This window comes from Acrocarpospora sp. B8E8, from assembly GCF_039871605.1.
Lineage (GTDB): Bacteria > Actinomycetota > Actinomycetes > Streptosporangiales > Streptosporangiaceae > Acrocarpospora > Acrocarpospora macrocephala.
In genome coordinates this window covers 57,452-72,018 of record NZ_JBDPLV010000009.1, presented here as the reverse complement: position 1 = coordinate 72,018, position 14,567 = coordinate 57,452, and the positions used below count along the sequence as shown (strand labels likewise).

The following is a 14,567-nucleotide window of genomic DNA, read 5'->3' as shown; positions in this document are numbered from 1 at the left end:
TGGGTCTCCTGAATCTCGCTGACCTTGACCCCGCGCTTGGCCACAAGCTGCGCTTCCAGCGCCGCAATCGGGCTGACCGTCGGACTGGCCGTCGGGTCGGCCGGTGGGTCAGCTGATGGGTCGGCCGAACCTCCGCATCCTGCGATGAGCACAACCAGCGCAGCACCGACGTAAGCAATGAAACGCCTTAAAAGGTTCTCCAGCCACTCAAACGCTCAGTAGTCGGCGAGTGCTATCGACATTCGTCCGATAGCCCCGGTTTGGGTAGGGGGGTACTCTCTCGCTTCGGTCGTGATCGGGTGAGCATGGAGCCGTTCTTCGCGTGAGCGTGAAGGTGAGGGCGACATGGGAAAGCAGCACGTAGGGGAGATCCGGATCAGTAAGCGGGTCGTCCGGATCGGGCATGAGGTGTATCCGCTGGCGAACATCTCGCGGGTGCAGAGCCTGCGGCTGGTGTGGGGCGGGCGGCTGGCGACGTTCTATCCCTTGAAAGGGATCGCGGTCGCGCTGGCGGTGGTCGGGGCGGTCGCGGGGGTGGCGTTCGGGGTGCTGCCGGGGCTGGATGTGGACGCCGGGTACAACCTGGAGGAGGCGGCGGCGCAGTTCGCGATGGCGGCGGTGGTGGTGGGCGGGCTGCGGGTCGCGTACCTGCTGGTGGTGCTGGTCTACCGGCTGCTGTTCCGGCGGCCCAGGTACGCGCTGACGATCGAGACGGCGGGCACGCAGTTCACCGCGCTGTCGGGAACCGACAGGGACGAGATCCACCGGATCAAGGGCGAGATCGTGGACGCCATCGAGGATCCGCCGACGCAGGAGCGGATCGTCCAGGTCCGGGGCGATCTGGTGATGGGCGACAAGGTGGGCCGCGACAAGTACGAGCAGAGCGGCGCCGGTAGCCGGACGACCGTCAACAACTGAGGGGTGTACGGCATGTCGGATTACGTATACGGCAACAAGATCGGCCGGGACAGCTACGTGCAGACCGGCGCCGGGAGCAGCTTCACGGTCAACAACACGGGGGAGGGGATGTCGCGGGCCGAGGTGGACGCCGCGGTGGCGGAACTGCGGGCCTTCATCGCCACGCTGACCCGCGCCGGTCTGGTGACCCCGGAGGGCGCGGTGAGCGATCCGGGCGCGGTGGTGGCGGCGGTGGAGTCCGAGCCGGGCCGCCTGCGCGCGCTGGGCACGGCGATCGCGGGCGGCGCCAAGGAAGCGGTGCTGTCGGCGGTGCAGAGCGGGGTCGCGGCACTCATCGTGGCCCTGGTCGGGAGGATGTGATCCGGGGGCGTCATGGAGGGCTGATCTCGTAACCGCAGGCGCGGGCGATCGAACGGATCTCGGGGGAGACGAGGTCGCGCAAAGGTGTCGGGAAGCTCGTCCCATGGGCATACGGCACGCGGGATGGAGGGTAGTGGTAGGGCAGCACCATCCCGTTGGACAGGTAGGAGCCGTACCGGAACTCATCGACCAGGAGGTTGACCGCCTTCTCGGTTACCTTTCTGGAGGTGTTCGGGGCCCCCTTGGCCAGCAGCGGACCCCTGCCGATGCCGCGCCCGGGCTGTCCGTAGACGTTCTTGCGCTGCACCACCCGGGTGGGCAGGTCGGGGTTCACCTTCACCGTGCACAGGAAGGTCGGGCACTTGGCGGCAATCACCGTCCAGCCCGCGTTCTGCTCGGGGTCGAGCTCGACGATGACGTAGCGGCCCGGCACCGAGCGGTGGTCGGCCCGCTTTGGTCTGCGACTCTTCGGGCCGGCCGGGAGGCTTCGGCGTTCGGCGACGGGATGAGCACGGAGCCTCTCGGTAGGGTCAGCCGAGCGACTCTACGGTGCGGGACGGTGCGACGGATTCACGGCTGCGGACGGGCATCGACACCCGGTGCACCTCGCCCACCCGGTCGGTGTCTGAGGGGTCGCGGTCGATCTCGGTGAACAGCACGTCCACAGCCTTGCGGCCCAGTTCGTAGTGGGGCAGCGCCACGGTGGTCAGCTGGGGCCGCATCCACGAGGCGATGGGATGGTCGTCGAAGGACACGACGGAGACATCTGCGGGCACCTTGAGCCCGAAGTCGTCGAGCGCCTGGTAGGCGCCCATCGCGATCCGGTCGTTGAAGCAGATCAGCGCACGCGGCTGAGCGGTTCGCAGGAGGTCCCGCGTCGCCGCGAGGCCGTACTCCGGCTGCCAGTCGGGGCAGGTGCGAGCGCCCGCCACCTTGACTCCCGCCTCGCCGAGCGCCTCCCGGATGCCGACGAGCCGCTCCACCGCCGCGAGGCTTTCCGAGGGCACGTTGCGCAGGCCCGGACCGGCGCCGATCAGGTAGATACCGTCCCGGTGGCCGGCGTCGAGCAGGACGCGGGCCACGCAGCGGCCGGCCTCGACCTCGTCGGGCAGGACGGCGGGCAGGGGAGATGGCTGCTTGGGCAGCGCGTTGAGCAGCACGACGGGCGCGGCCGTGATGGCCTTGGGCACCTTGATGGTGCGGGTGAACATCGAGGCCAGGATGAGCCCGTCAACCTGGCGGTCGTGCATGGCCTGCAGCAGCAGGCGTTCGAGTTCGGCGTCGCCTTCGGTCTCACCGATGAACAGCATGAAGCCGCGGTCGCGGGCGGCCTCGAGCGCTCCCTTGATCATGTCACCGGCCAGTCGTGAGGTGGCGACGGTGTCGGAGACGAAGCCGATCGTCCGGGAGGTGCCCGTACGCAGGCCCACGGACACGATGTTGGGCCGGTACTGCAACTCCTCGGCGGCTCGCAGGACACGCTGCTCGACGTCCTGAGAGATGCGCAGTTCCCGGCCGCGGCCTGACAGCACCAGCGAGGCTGTCGTGCGGGAGACACCCGCGGCCTTGGCCACATCGGCCAGCGTGACCCGTCGTGGGCTCACCCAAAATCTCCGATCGTCAAGAGTGTGTTACGGGGGGTTGACATCGCGCGACGCGCATGGTGAGACTATCGGGCGCTAACCCGATTTAGCAATGGACGCGGGACGTCAGCCGATGCGATTGTCCCAGGCAGCAGAGGAGATGCACATGGCTCGTCGAGTCCGCCCCGGCAGGTCCGGAACCGCGCTTGTGATCGCCATGGGAGTGCTGGCCGCCGCCTGTGCCGCTCCCGGCGCCAACAGCCCGCAACCCACGGCCGCCAGCGCGCCGTCCCAGTCCACAGCGCTCACGTGCGGTACGGCGCCGATCAAGCTGAACGGCTACTTCGAGACCGGCTTCCCGCTGCCCAAGGAGCTGACCACCGAGTTCACGAAGCAGCACCCGAACGTCACGTGGGACATCCGCGAGGACCAGTTCGCGGTCATCACGCAGAACGCCCCGCGGGTGCTGGCCGACAACCCGCCCGACCTGATGCGCCTGCCTCAGGTCTCCGAGCTGGTCAAGGACAACCTGCTGAAGAACCTCGACGGCTACGCGCAGGCCTTCGGCTGGGACAAGTGGCCGGCCTCGCAACTCGAGCAGCTGCGCCTGGGGCCGGGCGGCCGGCCGCGCGGTGAGGGCTCCCTGTACGCCCTCGGGCTCAATTCCAGCATGACCGGCGTCTTCTACAACAAGAAGCTCGCCGCCCAGATCGGCATGACCACGCCGCCCACCACGCTGGCGGAGCTCGACCAGGCGCTGGACAAGGCCAAGAGCGCGGGCGTCACGCCCATCCTGCAGTTCAACGGCGGCGCCACCGGCGGTCTGGCGTTCCCGCTGCAGAACCTCATGGCCTCCTACGGCCCGGCCGGGCCCGTCAACGACTGGATCTTCCAAAAGCCCGGCGCCACGATCGACACCCCCTCGAACCTGCAGGCCGCCCAGCACCTGGAGAAATGGATCAAGGCCGGATACTTCCAGAAAGACGTGAACGCGGTCGACTACGCGACGATGATGAGCCGCTTCATCGACGGCCAGGGCCTGTTCATGTTCAACGGTGACTGGGAGTCGGGCAACCTCGACAAGCAGATGCCGGGCAACGTCGGCTTCACGCTGATGCCACCCGCTCAGCAGGGCGGCAAGCTGGCCGCCATGTCGGCACCTCTCACCTTCGGCATCGCCGCGAACGCCAAGAACGCCGACTGCGCCGCCTTCTTCCTCAACTGGGTGGCCACCGACAAGCAGGCCCGCGAGATCGGCGTCGAGGTCGGCGGATCGCGTCCGATGGGTCCCGCGGACGCGTACATGCCTGAGGTCGCCGCGGACACGGTCACCGCCAGCACGCTCGCCGCCGGGGCGGACATCGCCAAGGACAACGGCGCGATGGACTTCATCGCCAACGCCACCGGTGCCATCTACGCCAAGAGCTGGACGCCCCAGCTGCAGAAGCTGGTGGCCGGAGAGCAGACCCCGCAAGAGCTGCTGAAGACGGTCCAGGCCGACTACGCCAGCCAGATCGAAGGGAACTGAGGCAGTTGCTGACCCGCTCCGCCGGCGCCCGATCCTCGCACCGGCGGCCGGTGGCGACCAAGCTGCGCGACGCGCGCGGCTTGGTCGGCTGGCTGTTCGTGGCCCCGGCGCTCCTCTTCTACGCGGTGTTCGTCCTGCGCCCGATCGTCTTGACGTTCCAGTACTCGCTGTATGAGTGGAACGGCATCGGCGCCTCCACCTGGGTGGGGCTGTCCAACTACGGCAAGGTCTTCACCGATCCGGACCTGTCCGACTCGCTGGTCAACGCCTTCCAGCTGATCGTGTTCTTCAGCGCGATTCCGGTCGTGCTGGGCTTGGCGATCGCCGCGACGATCCGGCGCATCGCCGCCAGCAGGCTCGCCCTCGTGGCGCGCACCGTGTTGTTCCTGCCGCAGGTCATCCCGCTGGTGGCGGCCGGCATCGCGTGGAGCTGGCTGCTGGCCTCCACCGGAGTGATCAACCAACTGCTCACGCTCATCGGCCTCGGCGGGGTGACCCGGGCCTGGCTGGGCGACTTCGCCACCGCCCTGCCGGCGGTCGGCATGATCGGCGCATGGGTACTGCTCGGCCTGTGCACGCTGCTGCTCCTGGCCGGCATGAGCAAGATCGATCCGGCGCTCTATGAGGCCGCCCGGCTCGACGGCGCCGGCGCGTGGCGGGAGTTCATCTCCATCACGGTCCCCAGCCTGCGCCAAGAGATCGCCGTCTGCGTCACCGTGACCGTGATCGCGGCCCTGGCCAGCTTCGACATCATCTACATCTCCACCCAGGGCGGCCCCGGCAACACCACCATGGTTCCCGGCCTGCAGATTTTCTACCTGGCCTTCTCCGAACGCGAGGTGGGCATGGCCTCAGCCTTGGCCGTGGTGCTCATGGTCCTCGTGATCGCCTGCGCCCTTCCCATCCAGTGGTTCGCAAAGGACGGCAACCGATGATCACCGCAGGGCGGGAGGCCTGGATCGGCCGGCTGCTGCTCATCCTCATGATGGCGGTCACGCTCCTGCCGTTCCTCAGCCTGTTCGTCACCGCCCTGCATCCCTCGGGCACCTACCCGGCCGGGCTGGCCTGGCCCGACGAACCGCAGTGGGGCAACTTCCTGCGGGCCTTCGAGGCCGCGAACATGGGCGTACTGCTGTGGTCCAGCGTTCTCATCGTGCTGGGCGTGGTACCCATCTCGATCCTGCTGGGCACCATGGCCGGCTTCGCCATCGGTCACCTGCGCATAGTCGGCGGCCGCGTCATCTTCCTGCTGTTCGTGCTCGGCCTGACCCTCCCCTTCGAGGGCATCATCACGCCGCTGTACTACCAGATTCGCGACATGGGGCTGCTGAACACGCGCTGGGCCATCATTCTGCCGCTCATCGGCTTGTTCATGCCGTTCAGCGTCTTCTGGATGCGCGCCCACTTCGTCAACATGCCCGGCGAGCTGTCCGAGAGCGCGCGGATGGACGGCGCCAACGTGTGGCAACTGTTCCGGCGCATCCACATTCCCCTGGCCATGCCGGCGATCTCGTCCCTGGGCATCCTGCTGTTCCTGTGGACCTGGAACCAGTTCCTGCTGGCCATCGTCCTGGTGGATGACCCTGCCAACCGCACCATGTCCGGCGCCCTGGGCGCCTTCCAGGGCCAGTGGGGTACCGACATCCCGCTGCTGTGCGCCGGATCGCTGCTGATCCTGACGCCCACGCTTGTGATCTTCCTCATCTTCCAGCGCCACTTCGTCAAGGCCCTGCTCCAGGGCTCCCTGAAGGGCTGACGGCGATGAGCTCAACACCGCCGCTCTACGGCGGGATCGAGGCGGGCGGGACCAAATGGGTGCGCGCGGTCGCCGACAGCTAAACAGGTGGCCACCCAGGTGGAGGAGATGCTCGATGCGCACCCTCTCGCCAAGGTCCTGATCACCATGCCCGGGATCCGGCTGGGCGAGGGGCGGGCGGTTCCGGCCAACAGCATGTTGTCGGTGCTGACCCTGGGCGCCACCCACGGCAGCGAGGTGACCCTCCAGGCCGACGGGCCGGGCGCGGAGCGGCGCTGGACGAGCTCGCCACCCTGCTGGCCACCGACCTGGACGCGTAAGGGCGTTACAGCATCCGGCCGCGCGCGGCCAGGCGCAGGCCGAACTGGGCGTGCACGCCGATCAGCCAGACGGCGCTGACCCAGACCGAGAGGGTGGAGCCGCCGAGGATCTGGGCCAGAACGGTGACCGGGAACCACATCCCGGCCAGCGGCGGGAGCCAGCGCATCGCCCCGGCGGCGTGCTTGGCGACCGCCACGGTGATGCCGAGGATCAGGGTGCCGAGCTGGCTGAGCGGCCAGCAGCCGTCCAGGATGGCCAGCCAGAGCGGGAAGTCGTCGTGCGAGGCGTAGCCGAAGGACAGCACGTTGAGCAGGAACGCACCCGGGAGGATGGCCAGCAGGGCCAGCGCGACCAGGCGGCCGAAGCCGTCGCCGCTCGCCCGGCTGGCCAGAATCACCCAGACCATGGCGATCATGCCGACCACGTAGATCATTCCGGTGACGGTGTCCAGGGTCTGGATGCCCTCCTGGATCTTGTCGCCGACGATCACCTGGCCGACGCCCCAGGCGGCGGCGCCGGCGGCGAGCGCGACTCCGGCCAGCCGGACCCGTTCGGGGGCGGCGGCGCCGGGGCTGGAGCCGGGGTCGCCGGGATTGACGTTGCTGGGCTGGATGTGAACGGACACATGGTTCTCCTTGGAATGTCTGGGATGCCCACACCCTCCCGGCGTACCGTCCCGGGCGGCCAGGGAGCGGCGTGCCCGGCGCAGTCCCCGATGTGCCCGCGCGCGTGAGGGACCGTTGTCCCGGGTGAGACGGGACAACGCTCCCGTGCCAGGGGAACAGGGCATATGGCACCCTGATCGGGTGTCACCCGCCAGGATCGATCGCGCGCTCACCGCGCTGGCCGTGACCGTGGCCGCGCTCTGCGCGACGGGCGCCGCCGCCGCGGGCTGGCTGGAGATCGTCACGCCCGTCGCCGCCCGCCCCGCCCCGCTCGCCTGGGCGCCGTGGTCGTCCACCGTGCCGGGACTCGCGCTGGCCGCCGCGGGGGCGGTGCTGGCGATCCGGCTCCCCCGCCATGCGATGACCTGGATCCTGACCGCCGGTGGGTTCGTGAGCTGCCTGAACGGGGTGGCGGCGGCGTATGCGGTGTGGTCGCTGGACCGGCACGGGGGCGGGCTGGCGCTGACCGCGCTATCGCTCTACGCGGGGGCCCGGCTGGGGCCGTTCCTGAACCTGGTGCCGCCGCTTGTGCTGCTGTTCTTCCCCGATGGACGGCTGCCGTCCCGCCGCTGGCGGTGGGCGGCGGCGCTCTCGCTGGGCGGCACCGCGCTGTCGGTGCTGGTCTTCCTCACCGCGCCCTGGCGCATCCTGGACACCACCGATCCGTGGCCGCAGCTGGACCTGGGCTTCCCGCAGCTGCCCGATGCGGTCTGGCGCGCCGCCCTCGCCGCGATGCCCGCCCTGCTGACCTTCACCCTGATCGTCGCCGTGGCCGCGTTCGTCGCCCGGTTCCGCGGCTCCGATCCGGTGCGCCGGGCCCAGCTGCGCTGGATGTTGCTGGCCGGGCTGCTCAACGTGGCCCTGCTGCTGGTCCCGGCCGTCTTCGACGGCCTGCCGCCGGACGCCGCCTTCGTCGCCGCCAACGTCGCGCTGGCCGCCGCGGTCCTGGTCGCCGTCGGCCGCTACCGCCTCTACGACGTCGACCCGCTGCTCGGCGGCACCCTCCTGTACGGCGGCCTGGCCACCTCCCGGCCGTCCCGGGAGGTGCCGTTCCCGCAGCTCACGGCCCGGGAGCGGGAGGCGCTCGATCTGATCGCGGCGGGCCTGTCGAACCGGCAGATCGCCGAGCGCCTGGTGCTGGCGCCGAAGACCGTGCGCAACAACGTGTCCGCGGTGTTCGCGAAGCTGCAGGTGGCCGATCGAGCGCAGGCGATCATTCAGGCGCGGGAGGCGGGGTTGGGGCGTTAATGAGAAAGTCGTGATCTGGACAGCCGCGGCGGTTCGTCGCATGGTCGGCGGCTACGCCGCCGTGAGCTTGACACCCGCTTCCAGCGAAGCTGCGATGAGGCACACCGGGCGCGATGCCGTGTTGCTCAGGGCCTAGCGTCACGTCCTGCCGGTGTCCGTCGCGAGGCGCAGCCCGGCCGGTGCCTGCAGCACCCGTCTCCGCCCGCTTACAGGCGCCCGGACGCACCGTCACCCACACCATTTCCACCCTCGCCGCACGCGTCGCCATGACATCGACCGCGCTCTTCGTCGCGATCCTCGCCGTCCTGCACCTCGCAAAGCCCGAGCTGGCCCCGTCCTGGCGGCTCATCAGCGAATACGAGCTCGGCCAGCACGGCTGGCTGATGCGGGTGGCGTTCTTCTCCCTGGCGCTCGGGACGGCCGGCGTCGCCGTAGCCGTCGCGTCGCGGCTGCGTTCGGCCGCCGGGTACATCGGGCTCCTCTTCGTGCTCCTGGCCGCCGCCGGTCTCACCATCGCCGGCGTCTTCCAGACCGCGGCGGTGACCGTCGCCAAGGAGGCCTGGTCGATGTCTGGCGCGATGCACGGTGTCGGCGCGATCCTGGCGATCCAGTCCGCGCCCATCGCCGCCACGCTGGTGAGCTGGGTGCTGCCACGCCGGCACGCGGCCTGGCTCGCCTCGCGGCGGCCGCTGTGGCTGACCACCGCCGCGATCTGGCTCAGCTTCGCGGCGTTCCTGATCGCCGGCGGCACGCGGGTCGACGGCTCCCAAGGCCCAGGCGACTGGTACGGGTGGGCCAACCGCGCGTTCATCCTGGCGTTCAGCGCCTGGCTGCTCGTCGTTGCCCGGACGGCGGCACGGATCGAGCGGCGAGCGTAGGCAGCCCCGCCGAGAAGCCGCCTGCCAGGAAGAAGCGCCCCTCGTCCCGGTCGGTCTGTGTGGCGGCCACCCGATGCCGAGGCAGGGATCGCATAGCTCGGTGAACGGCACGAGCCGCCGTCGGCCGTACCGACCTTCCCGGACTGGCTGAGCAGCTCATCCAGCGATGGCGCTAGCCGCGGTAGCCGCAGGCGTCCATCAGCGACCGCACCTGAGGCGGGCCGAGCAGCCGGTGCAGCGACTCGGGCAGGTCACGCCAGGCGCGGATGTCGCGCGGCAGGTGGGCGAGGTCCTCGCCGGCGTGCACCCGGGTGGCTAGGACCTTCGGGTCGAAGGCGTCGGCGTCCAGGCCCGTGTGGCGCGCGATGACTTCGCACGAGGCGGCGGGATCGGCGACGAAGTCCTCGTATCGCAGCCGGAGCACGGGTATCCCGTCCTTCTCCGGCGTCGCGACGAAGTCCTCGGCCACCCGCCGCCAGCTGACGATGGCGGCCTCGGTCAGTTCCCGCGTCCAGCGGCCCTCCGTCTTGCGCTCCCATTCATCCAGGCTGCGCAGGATGTCCCGTGGATCGCGGATAAGCATGATGACGGATAAATCGGGATAAAGGCCGTGGAAGCGGCGGGCGTCCGTCAGGGTGTAGCTCACCTCCTTGAAACCCCAGAGCGGGCGGCCGAGGCGGGTCGCGGGTTCGACGTAGAGAATCTCGACGAAACGCCGGAGGGCGTGAGTGATCAGGTCCTCGTCAGGCATGAGATTGGCCATCCAGCCCTGGTACGAGCGCTGCGAGAACTCCTCCCGCCCCTGCCCGCCGAGCTCCCGCGACCAGGACATCATGCCGTCGGCGGCTTCCAGGACACGGCCCAGCTGCCCGCCACTCTCACCCCAGATGAGCACCCCGGGATGGGAGGTAAGCAGGCGTTGCAGGAGCGTGCTCCCGCAGCGTTGCCCGGCGGAGAGGATGAGCAGCGGCGTATGCGGTGTGGTCATCGCCTGTCCCAGGGGTCCGGATGCTCACGACTACACCAAAATCCGCGTTTCCGATCAATAATCAGCCGAGGATGCCCCGCTCGTACGCGACCACCGCCGCCGCGCGGTCCTTGACGCCGAACTTGCCGTAGCTGTGGGTGAGGTGGCTCTTGACCGCGGCCTCGCTGATGAACAGCACCACCGCGACCTGGCGGTTCGAGGTGCCCTTGGCGATCAGGCGCAGGATCTCGCGCTCCCAGCCGGTCAGGGCGGCGTTCCCGGGGGAAAGCACGGTCCGATAGCGGCGGCGGCGCGCACGAACCGTGAACAGTTCATCGCGGGGGAGTGCTCCGGCCGCAGCCAGACGGCGACACGCTGTGTCCCGTCATCGACCCGTGTGGCCGTACGAGAGGACGGCTTGGGTGGTGAGGGGGCCGGCTGCCTGACGCGGCCCCAATCGCCGGAACCCACCAGCGGAGCGGGAGCTGCAAGCTCGATCCTTCTTGAGGGCCGAGAAGCTGACTCCCTGTCACATGAAGAGCCAAGTATCGATCTCGACCAGGCGTGTCACGCTTCGGAATGACATGATCACGATAAGTTGCCGATATTCGGGTTCGCTTCGATCCGTCGCGTGCTGTCGCCGGGGTCACGGCTTGCCAGGGCGGACCCTCGGTTCACGACATTCGGGAGAGTAATGATCGAGATCTTGAAGTCCGGCGTGGTCGCGGGGATGGCGGTGCTCGGGCTGGCCGGTGCGTCCGGCGTCGCGGTGGCCGATGGCGTTGCGGCCGAGGCGCCGTACGCGCAGGTGGCCGCGGAGGTCCAGCCCGACGGGACGATCGTGATGCAGCGGGGTGTGAAATACGTCACCCGGACCGCTGTCGGCCGGTACTGCGTGGCCGTCGAGGACCCCGGCCTGAACCTCGCGGCGACGATCCCGTTCGCGGCGCTGGCGGAGGGGGAGGGCTTCGCCCGCATCCTCCGCCCGTCGGGTCCGAACTGCAACGGGGACCTGCGGTCCTACTCGGTGTCCACCTACGACGAGAACGGGGTCCTGCTTGACGGCCGGTTCCGTGTCTTCGTCCCGTGACCGCCGCTCATCTTTCGAACAAAGGAGGCATGTGATGTTCAGCAGCAAGCAGAGCCGTACATTGATCGCGATGATGGGGCTGGCGGCCGGTCTCTGGGGTGCCACTCCCGCGGCCGCGCAGGACAGGCCGTTGCGGGCCGACCCGCCCGGCCGGACGGTCGGACCTTACGCTCAGGCGTCGGCGAAGGTGGCCGCCGACGGCACGCTGGTGCAGTCCAAGGGCGTCAAGTCCCTCACCAAGCCCGCGGCCGGCGTGTACTGCGTGAGCTTCTTGAACCCGTCCCTGAAGGTGGACCGGCTCACGCCGGTGGCGACGCTGGTGGCCACCGGTGCCACGCCCTGGGGCATCGTGATGGCGCGCACCACGCCGAGCGTGGAGTGCGGTAACAGGGTCGGCACCCTGACCGTCTACACCGGCACCGCCGCGGTCGGTCGCTCCGACCTGCCGTTCTACCTGGTCATTCCCTGATCTGTCCGCCGCGCCGGCCCGGCCGCGCCCGCGCGCGGCCGGGCGTGGCGGCCGCGACGGTATTGGCCAGCAGCATCGCGATGGTCATCGGCCCGACGCCGCCCGGAACGGGCGTGATGGCGCCGGCCACCGCGCTGACGGGGTCGAAGTCGACGTCGCCCCGCAGGCCGTCCGGGGTGCGGTGGATGCCGACGTCGACCACGGTCGCGCCGGGTTTCACCGCCTCGGCGGTGATCAGGCCCGGGATGCCGGCCGCGGCGATGAGGACGTCCGCCCGCCGGCAGACCGCCGTGAGGTCACGCGTGCGGGAATGGCAGACGGTCACCGTCGCGTGGCGCCGCAGCAGCAGCTGCGCCATGGGCTTGCCGACCAGGTTGGACCGCCCGACGACGACGGCTTCGGCGCCGGCCAGCGCGATCCCGTGGGCGTCGAGGAGCTCCAGGACGCCGAGCGGGGTGCAGGGGATCAGCCCGGGCCGGCCGAGCGCGAGCCGCCCGGCGTTGGTCTCGGTCAGCCCGTCCACGTCCTTGTCCGGCGGGATCAGCGACACCAGCGCGTCGGCGTCCAGGTGCGGCGGCAGCGGCAGCTGGAGCAGGATGCCGGTGACGCCGGGGTCGCCGCCGAGCGCGCGGATCGCGGCGGCGAGCTCGTCCTGCGTGACGTCCGCGCCGAACCGGCGATGCAGGTCGCGGATGCCCGCCGCCACGCAGCGCCGCCGCTTGTTCCGCACGTAGATCTCGGAGGCGGGGTCGTCCCCGACGAGCACGGTGGCGAGCCCGGGCGCGCGAGCGAGCGCGGCGATGTCGGCGGCGGCCGCCGCGACGACCTTCTCGGCGACGCGCCGGCCGTCCAGAGTGGTCATGCGAGCACGGCCCGCAGGTAGGGCCCGATGGCCGCCGCGGAGGCGGGGCCGTACGCGTCGGACAGCCGTTCCTCCCCGTTCCGCGCGGTCAGCTCCCATTCCTGGCTGCCGACGCTCTCCAGCACGGCCGTGGCGATCAGCGAGGCCAGCTGGGCCGCATGTTCGACGGGGAGCCCGCTGTCGACCCCGGCGAGGAACCCGGCCCGGAAGGCGTCGCCCACGCCGGTCGGATCGAGGATCTCCCGGGCCGGTACGGCGTCCACCCGGATCTCGGCGCCATCGCGCCCCATGATGCGCGCGCCCTTGGCGCCGAGCGTGGTGATCCGCAGCCCCACCCGCTCGGTGATCTCGCGTTCCGACCAGCCGGTACGGCGGACGAGCAGCTCCCACTCGTACTCGTTCGTGAACAGGTACGCCGCCCCCTCCACCAGCGCCCGGCAGTCGTCGCGATCGAGGCGGGGCAGCTGCTGCGACGGGTCCGCGGCGACCGCCACGCCGAGCCGGTGGGCCTGGGCGGTGTGCGCCAGCATGGCCTCCGGCGCGCTGGCCCCGACCAGCACCAGGGCGACCCCGCGGGAGGCGAGGATCGGCGCCAGGTCGATGGAGCCGGACGAGGCCATCGCGCCCGGATAGAACGACGCGATCTGGCACTGGTCGTCGTCGGTCGTGCAGGTGAACCGCGGGGTGTGCGCGCCGCCGACGGTCAGCACGCCGCCGCAGTCGACGCCGTGCCGTTCCAGCCAGGAGCGGTAGTCGGCGAAGTCGGCGCCCACGGCCCCGACGAGCACGGGGCGCTTGCCCAGGACGCCCAGGGAGAAGGCGATGTTGGCGGCGACGCCGCCGCGCCGGATCTCCAGGTCGTCGACGAGGAAGCTCAGCGAGAGCCGGTCGAGCTGCTCGGCGATGAGGTGGTCTCGGAACCGGCCGGGGAAGTGCATGAGGTGGTCGGTCGCGATCGAACCGGTGACCGCGATGGGGCCGATGGCCATGGCTGATCCTCCTGGAGGCGGTCAGAAGACGATGGTGGTGGATCCGTCGACGAACACGCGGTCGGCGCAGTGCCAGTCGACCGCCCGGGCGAGCACGGCCCTTTCGATGTCGGCGCCGCGGCGGACCAGGTCGCCCACGCCGGTCCGGTGCGACACGCGGACGACGTCCTGCTCGATGATCGGGCCCTCGTCCAGGTCCTCGGTGGCGTAGTGGGCCGTCGCGCCGATGAGCTTGACCCCGCGCTCCTTGGCCCGTTCGTACGGGCTGGCGCCGGCGAACGCGGGCAGGAACGAGTGGTGGATGTTGATCACCGGGACGCCGGCCTCGTCGAGGAAGTCCGCGGACAGGATCTGCATGTACCGGGCGAGCACCACCAGGTCGACCTTCCCCGCGATCGCGTCGAGCTGGGCCTGCTCGGCTTCCGGCTTCGTCCGCGGCGTGACCGGGATGTGCGTGAACGGCGTGCCGAAACCGGCCACGTCCCGCGCCAGGTCGGGATGGTTGGAGACCACGGTGACGACCTCGATCGGCAGCTCGCCGCGGCGGGCCCGCCACAGCAGGTCGAGCAGGCAGTGGTCGTGCCGGGAGACGAAGATCGCGACCCGGGTGGGCGTCGCCGCCGAGCGCACCCGGAACCTGGCGCGCAGGCGCCGGGCCACCTCGAACTCGAACTGGCGCTCCAGCAGGGGCAGGCGCTCGCTGACGCGCTCCAGGTGGAACTCGGTGCGCAGCATGAACCGCCCGCCCCTGGACCCGGTGGAGAACTGGTCCGACTGGAGGATGTTCGCGCCGTGCCGGTAGAGGAACGCGCTGATGAGGGCCACGATGCCGGGCCCGTCCTGGCAGGAGACGACCAGGCGCCCGATGTCGTCGGCGACGGCGGATCGGGCCGGGGCGAGGGGCTGCTCGGAGACAGTGATCGACATGCCGGG

15 protein-coding genes and 2 pseudogenes are annotated in these 14,567 nt (G+C 70.2%); 9 read left to right on the top strand and 8 right to left on the bottom strand.

Going from position 1 to position 14,567, the window contains the following annotated elements; translation table 11 throughout:
* The first annotated feature begins 345 nt into the window (after positions 1-345).
* Together ABGB08_RS10700 and ABGB08_RS10695 are read left to right on the top strand one after the other, a co-directional pair.
* Positions 346-918, top strand: coding sequence for a DUF6232 family protein (locus ABGB08_RS10700; protein ID WP_347588926.1), 573 nt, complete (start codon positions 346-348; stop codon positions 916-918).
* A 12-nt stretch (positions 919-930) separates the two neighbouring features.
* Positions 931-1,278 (top strand): hypothetical protein, encoded by a 348-nt coding sequence (locus ABGB08_RS10695; RefSeq protein WP_347588924.1) that lies wholly within the window; start codon positions 931-933, stop codon positions 1,276-1,278.
* A 10-nt stretch (positions 1,279-1,288) separates the two neighbouring features.
* Here the strand turns inward: ABGB08_RS10695 and ABGB08_RS10690 are convergent.
* Positions 1,289-1,729: pseudogene (locus ABGB08_RS10690) on the bottom strand (hypothetical protein); the annotation flags it as partial.
* A gap of 79 nt (positions 1,730-1,808) precedes the next feature.
* Positions 1,809-2,882 carry a LacI family DNA-binding transcriptional regulator gene (locus ABGB08_RS10685; protein WP_347588922.1) on the bottom strand — a complete coding sequence of 358 codons (1,074 nt, stop codon included), beginning with the start codon at positions 2,880-2,882 and terminating at the stop codon, positions 1,809-1,811.
* A 145-nt stretch (positions 2,883-3,027) separates the two neighbouring features.
* On the opposite strand from ABGB08_RS10685, the gene ABGB08_RS10680 reads away from it, so the two are divergent.
* Genes ABGB08_RS10680 through ABGB08_RS10670 form a run of 3 tightly spaced genes read left to right on the top strand, consistent with a single transcriptional unit; the run spans position 3,028 to position 6,145 of the window.
* Entirely contained in the window at positions 3,028-4,389 is a 1,362-nt protein-coding gene (locus ABGB08_RS10680) for a hypothetical protein (RefSeq protein WP_347588920.1), read from the top strand.
* 5 nt (positions 4,390-4,394) lie between these two features.
* Positions 4,395-5,324: a sugar ABC transporter permease gene (locus ABGB08_RS10675; protein WP_347588918.1), complete on the top strand. Its 930-nt coding sequence runs from the start codon at positions 4,395-4,397 to the stop codon at positions 5,322-5,324.
* Complete coding sequence (locus ABGB08_RS10670) at positions 5,321-6,145, top strand: carbohydrate ABC transporter permease (protein ID WP_347588916.1); 825 nt, start codon at positions 5,321-5,323, stop codon at positions 6,143-6,145. The genes ABGB08_RS10675 and ABGB08_RS10670 overlap by 4 nt, the downstream gene beginning before the upstream one ends.
* A 325-nt stretch (positions 6,146-6,470) precedes the next feature.
* On the opposite strand, the gene ABGB08_RS10665 is transcribed toward ABGB08_RS10670, so the two are convergent.
* Complete coding sequence (locus ABGB08_RS10665) at positions 6,471-7,091, bottom strand: hypothetical protein (protein ID WP_347588914.1); 621 nt, start codon at positions 7,089-7,091, stop codon at positions 6,471-6,473.
* A gap of 1,087 nt (positions 7,092-8,178) precedes the next feature.
* On the opposite strand from ABGB08_RS10665, the pseudogene ABGB08_RS10660 reads away from it, so the two are divergent.
* Both ABGB08_RS10660 and ABGB08_RS10655 read left to right on the top strand, forming a co-directional pair.
* A pseudogene (locus tag ABGB08_RS10660) lies at positions 8,179-8,379 on the top strand (LuxR C-terminal-related transcriptional regulator); the annotation flags it as partial.
* A 179-nt stretch (positions 8,380-8,558) separates the two neighbouring features.
* Entirely contained in the window at positions 8,559-9,257 is a 699-nt protein-coding gene (locus tag ABGB08_RS10655) for a DUF998 domain-containing protein (RefSeq protein WP_347588912.1), read from the top strand.
* A 172-nt stretch (positions 9,258-9,429) separates the two neighbouring features.
* Here the strand turns inward: ABGB08_RS10655 and ABGB08_RS10650 are convergent, their stop codons facing one another.
* Positions 9,430-10,245 carry a sulfotransferase gene (locus ABGB08_RS10650; RefSeq protein WP_347588910.1) on the bottom strand — a complete coding sequence of 272 codons (816 nt, stop codon included), beginning with the start codon at positions 10,243-10,245 and terminating at the stop codon, positions 9,430-9,432.
* Between the two features lie 61 nt (positions 10,246-10,306).
* The gene (locus tag ABGB08_RS10645) at positions 10,307-10,516 is read right to left on the bottom strand and encodes a LuxR C-terminal-related transcriptional regulator (protein ID WP_347588908.1); all 210 of its coding nucleotides are present in this window, start codon (positions 10,514-10,516) and stop codon (positions 10,307-10,309) included.
* Between the two features lie 402 nt (positions 10,517-10,918).
* Between ABGB08_RS10645 and ABGB08_RS10640 the strand changes: the two genes are divergently transcribed.
* Both ABGB08_RS10640 and ABGB08_RS10635 read left to right on the top strand, forming a co-directional pair.
* Positions 10,919-11,314, top strand: coding sequence for a hypothetical protein (locus ABGB08_RS10640; RefSeq protein ID WP_347588906.1), 396 nt, complete (start codon positions 10,919-10,921; stop codon positions 11,312-11,314).
* 34 nt (positions 11,315-11,348) lie between these two features.
* Entirely contained in the window at positions 11,349-11,783 is a 435-nt protein-coding gene (locus tag ABGB08_RS10635; RefSeq protein ID WP_347588904.1) for a hypothetical protein, read from the top strand.
* Here the strand turns inward: ABGB08_RS10635 and ABGB08_RS10630 are convergent.
* The 3 genes from ABGB08_RS10630 to purU are packed head-to-tail and all read right to left on the bottom strand — an operon-like array spanning position 11,773 to position 14,561.
* Positions 11,773-12,645, bottom strand: coding sequence for a bifunctional 5,10-methylenetetrahydrofolate dehydrogenase/5,10-methenyltetrahydrofolate cyclohydrolase (locus ABGB08_RS10630; RefSeq protein ID WP_347588902.1), 873 nt, complete (start codon positions 12,643-12,645; stop codon positions 11,773-11,775). The two genes, ABGB08_RS10635 and ABGB08_RS10630, sit on opposite strands and share 11 nt — an antisense overlap.
* Positions 12,642-13,634, bottom strand: coding sequence for a carbohydrate kinase family protein (locus tag ABGB08_RS10625; RefSeq protein WP_347588900.1), 993 nt, complete (start codon positions 13,632-13,634; stop codon positions 12,642-12,644). Before ABGB08_RS10625 ends, ABGB08_RS10630 begins: the two co-directional genes overlap by 4 nt.
* A 21-nt stretch (positions 13,635-13,655) precedes the next feature.
* On the bottom strand, positions 13,656-14,561 hold the full coding sequence (gene purU, locus ABGB08_RS10620) for a formyltetrahydrofolate deformylase (protein ID WP_347588899.1): 906 nt from the start codon (positions 14,559-14,561) through the stop codon (positions 13,656-13,658).
* Between the last annotated feature and the right edge of the window lie 6 nt (positions 14,562-14,567).

Coding starts and splice junctions, on each gene's coding strand:
- ABGB08_RS10635 (WP_347588904.1), top strand. CDS start 11,349: ATGTTCAGCAGCAAGCAGAGCCGTACATTGATCGCGATGATGGGGCTG.
- ABGB08_RS10640 (WP_347588906.1), top strand. CDS start 10,919: ATGATCGAGATCTTGAAGTCCGGCGTGGTCGCGGGGATGGCGGTGCTC.
- ABGB08_RS10630 (WP_347588902.1), bottom strand. CDS start 12,645: ATGACCACTCTGGACGGCCGGCGCGTCGCCGAGAAGGTCGTCGCGGCG.
- ABGB08_RS10700 (WP_347588926.1), top strand. CDS start 346: ATGGGAAAGCAGCACGTAGGGGAGATCCGGATCAGTAAGCGGGTCGTC.
- ABGB08_RS10695 (WP_347588924.1), top strand. CDS start 931: ATGTCGGATTACGTATACGGCAACAAGATCGGCCGGGACAGCTACGTG.
- ABGB08_RS10680 (WP_347588920.1), top strand. CDS start 3,028: ATGGCTCGTCGAGTCCGCCCCGGCAGGTCCGGAACCGCGCTTGTGATC.
- ABGB08_RS10670 (WP_347588916.1), top strand. CDS start 5,321: ATGATCACCGCAGGGCGGGAGGCCTGGATCGGCCGGCTGCTGCTCATC.
- purU (WP_347588899.1), bottom strand. CDS start 14,561: ATGTCGATCACTGTCTCCGAGCAGCCCCTCGCCCCGGCCCGATCCGCC.
- ABGB08_RS10650 (WP_347588910.1), bottom strand. CDS start 10,245: ATGACCACACCGCATACGCCGCTGCTCATCCTCTCCGCCGGGCAACGC.
- ABGB08_RS10625 (WP_347588900.1), bottom strand. CDS start 13,634: ATGGCCATCGGCCCCATCGCGGTCACCGGTTCGATCGCGACCGACCAC.